Raw genomic sequence first — 4183 nt, forward strand, 5'->3', positions numbered from 1 at the left:
ATATTCTATTCTCTATATTCTTAATTAATACAAATCATCCGTTCTTAAATTCAAGAAACGTTGTGTTGCAAAATACGTGCTTATCCAAGTTATTAAAATTCCAAGTGCCAAAACACCTACTAAAACGGCAATAGTCAATTCGATATCTTTGAATATTTCCAATGCAGGAAAGTTTGTATTGATGTAAAATAAAACACCAATCAAAACTAAAACCGCCAAAACCGAACCAATAATTCCCAAAATGATACTTCTTGTAATGAATGGTTTTCTAATGAATGCTTTTGTTGCACCGACCATTTGCATAGTTTTTATAATAAATCTGTTTGCATAAATTGATAATCGAAGTGAACTATTAATTAGTAAAAACGAAATCACAGCAAATATTGCGCTCACAAGTAAAACCCAAAAAGTTACTTTTTTAATATTGTCATTCACCAAAGTAATTAATTGTTTGTCATAAACCACATCGGCAACCATTGGATTGGCACGAATTTGACTTTCCACTTTAGAAAAACCCGGATTCGTTACATACTCGGCTTTCAAATGAATATCATACGAATTGTACAACGGATTTGTTCCTAAAAACTCCATGAAATCCTCGCCAATTACTTCTTTGTGTTGTTTTGCAGCATCGTCTTTTGAAACAAATTTAAAATCTTTAGCAAATTTTGCTGCTTTCATTTCGGCATCGAATGCTGTAAAAGTGCTATCAACCGCTTCGTTTTTAAAGAAAACAGTCATTACAATATCTTCCTTAAAATTATCTGATAATCGTTTTGAGTTGATGATGAAAAGTCCAAGCATTCCTAGTAGAAATAATACTAAAAATACACTTAACACTACAGAAACGTAAGATGTTATTACTCTTCTCTTTTGAAATTTATCGAAATTTGATGACATACATTGTAAATTAAGCCGTAAAAATAATAAAGAATTTGTTTAATCAAATGTTTATAACGTTTAAAGTTTTGATTTTAGTACTTAAAACGTAAATTTGTCACCGATTAGCACAGACATTAACTTTCGATTAACTTTGGTAGCAATTTCTACTTTTTTAAACAAAGTAAATTCTTACAAATAAATTAAATGTAAAGTTTTTTAAAGTAAACAATTTTCACTTAAACAGAATACGTAACAGCAATGAAATACCATCACGAAAAAGTAGAAGCCAAATGGCAGAAATATTGGGCAGAAAACCAAACTTTTGCAGCATCAAATAGTTCTGAAAAACCAAAATACTATGTTTTGGATATGTTTCCTTATCCATCAGGTGCTGGTTTGCACGTTGGTCATCCGCTAGGTTATATTGCTTCAGATATTGTGGCGCGTTACAAACGTCATAAAGGTTTTAATGTTTTGCATCCGCAAGGTTACGATTCTTTTGGTTTGCCTGCCGAACAATATGCTATTCAAACTGGGCAACATCCAGAAAAAACTACTCGTGAAAACATTGCTCGTTACCGTGAACAATTGGATAGAATTGGTTTTTCATTCGATTGGAGTAGAGAAGTGCGCACTTCAAATGCCGATTATTACAAATATACACAGTGGATTTTTATACAATTATTTAATTCGTGGTACAATAAAAGTACAGATCAAGCCGAAGATATTTCGACATTAATTTCAATATTTGAAAAAGCTGGAAATGCAACGGTTCATGCAGTTTGCGACGATAATGTTGAAATATTTTTCCCTTCAGATTGGAGTTTTTATTCTGAAGAAAAAAAGCAACAAATTCTTTTACAATACAGATTAACCTATTTAGCTGAAACCGAAGTAAACTGGTGTCCAGCTTTAGGAACTGTTTTAGCCAATGACGAAATCGTAAACGGCGTTTCAGAACGTGGCGGACATCCTGTTATTCGTAAAAAAATGACTCAATGGTCGATGCGAATTTCTGCTTATGCAGAACGTTTATTACAAGGTTTAGAAACCATAGATTGGAGCGAATCGATAAAAGAATCGCAAAGAAACTGGATTGGAAAAAGTGTAGGAGCAATGGTTACATTTAACCTACAACCTACAACCCACAACCTACAACCTACAACTATTTCAGTTTTCACTACAAGACCTGATACGATCTTCGGAGTAACGTTCATGACTTTAGCTCCAGAACACGAATTGGTTTCACAAATTACAACTCCAGAACAAAAAGCGGCGGTTGATGCTTATGTAGAAGCAACTGCAAAACGTTCTGAAAGAGAAAGAATGGCCGATGTAAAAACCATTTCAGGAGTGTTCACAGGTGCGTTTGCAGAACATCCATTTACCAAAGAACCAATTCCGGTTTGGATTGGCGATTACGTTTTGGCTGGTTACGGAACAGGCGCGGTTATGGCGGTTCCATGTGGCGACGAACGTGATTATGCTTTCGCAAATTTCTTCAAAGGTCAAAACGGAATGCCCGAAATAAAAAATATTTTCGACCAAGATATTTCTCAGGAAGCATTTGGTTCTAAAGAAGGTTTCAAATTAGTAAATTCTGATTTCCTCGACGGAATGGGTTACAAAGATGGAACTATAACAATCATCTCAGCATTAGAAAAAATCAATCACGGAAAAGGAAAAACCAATTACCGTTTGCGTGACGCGGTTTTCTCTCGTCAAAGATATTGGGGTGAACCATTTCCGGTTTATTATGTGAATGGATTGCCACAAATGATTGATGCGAAACATTTACCAATTGTTTTACCAGAAGTAGAAAAATATTTGCCAACTGAAGACGGACAACCGCCATTAGGAAACGCAACCGATTGGGCTTGGGATAGTGTTCAGTGTTCAGTGGTCAGTAATCAGTTGATTGACAACGTTACAGTTTTTCCTTTAGAATTAAATACCATGCCAGGTTGGGCAGGAAGTTCTTGGTATTGGATGCGTTATATGGATGCACACAATGAAAACGAATTTGCCTCAGCCGATGCACTAAAATATTGGGAAAACGTAGATTTATACATTGGAGGAAGCGAACACGCAACCGGACATTTATTGTATTCTCGTTTTTGGAACAAATTTCTAAAAGACAAAGGTTTCGCTCCAACAGAAGAACCATTCAAGAAATTGATTAATCAAGGAATGATTTTGGGAATGAGTGCTTTTGTTTATAGAGTTTTATGGAAGATAGAAGATAAAGACGGAATTAATGTAGAGAACTTGAAAGGTTTGCCAAACAGTTTTCCTCCGATATTTATCGGAAAAGGTATGTATGACAAAGTTTCAAAAGACAATTCAGGATTTATGTTTTTTGTGCTTGATAAAGTTTTAAATAAATACCCTAATTCAAATGATATAATTGAATTAAGTAATGGTGGAAAATTAATTTCTTATTTTCAACAACTTCACGTTGATTTATCTGTAATAAACGATATCACAAACGAATTAGACATTGAAGCATTTAAAAAGCATCCGTTATATTCTGATTATAATGATGCAGAATTCATAACTGAAAACGGCAAATATATCGTTGGTCGCGAAGTAGAAAAAATGTCAAAATCGAAATACAATGTGGTCAATCCAGATGATATTTGTAATGATTATGGTGCAGATACCTTGCGTTTGTATGAAATGTTTTTGGGTCCATTGGAACAAGCAAAACCTTGGAATACTGCTGGAATTACAGGAGTTTCTGGATTCTTGAAAAAATTATGGCGCTTGTATTTTGATGATAATGGTTTGATTGTAACCAACGACGAACCAACAGCAGAAATGTACAAATCATTACATAAAACCATCAAAAAAGTTACTGAAGATATCGAGAATTTCTCGTTCAATACTTCGGTTTCACAGTTTATGATTTGCGTAAACGAATTGGCACAACTAAAATGCAATCACAGAAAAATTTTAGAACCATTGGCAATTGTAGTTTCTCCTTATGCGCCACATATTGCTGAAGAATTATGGTCGCAATTAGGTCATGAAGGTTCGGTTGCAACGGTTGATTTTCCGGTTTTTGATGCGAAATATTTGGTAGAATCTGAAAAGGAATATCCAGTTTCGTTCAATGGAAAAATGCGTTTTACTATTAAATTACCATTGGATTTATCGAAAGAACAAATTCAAGAAATAATCATGGCCGACGAAAGAACGATTGCGCAATTGGCTGGAACTACTCCAAAAAATATCATTATCGTTCCAGGGAAAATTATTAATTTGGTAGGATAGATTTTGTCATTCTGAACTTGTTTCA

Annotated in this window: 2 protein-coding genes; one reads left to right on the plus strand and one right to left on the minus strand. The window is 34.3% G+C overall.

Annotation, left to right across the window (positions count from 1 at the left end; genetic code table 11):
- Positions 1-24 precede the first annotated feature (24 nt).
- Positions 25-900 carry an ABC transporter permease gene (locus DIU01_RS00340; RefSeq protein WP_290831279.1) on the minus strand — a complete coding sequence of 292 codons (876 nt, stop codon included), beginning with the start codon at positions 898-900 and terminating at the stop codon, positions 25-27.
- 240 nt (positions 901-1140) lie between these two features.
- Between DIU01_RS00340 and DIU01_RS00345 the strand changes: the two genes are divergently transcribed.
- Complete coding sequence (locus DIU01_RS00345) at positions 1141-4158, plus strand: leucine--tRNA ligase (protein WP_290831280.1); 3018 nt, start codon at positions 1141-1143, stop codon at positions 4156-4158.
- The last annotated feature ends 25 nt before the right edge of the window (positions 4159-4183 follow it).

The sequence above is a fragment of the Flavobacterium sp. genome, from assembly GCF_003525665.1.
In the GTDB taxonomy this organism is placed as follows: domain Bacteria; phylum Bacteroidota; class Bacteroidia; order Flavobacteriales; family Flavobacteriaceae; genus Flavobacterium.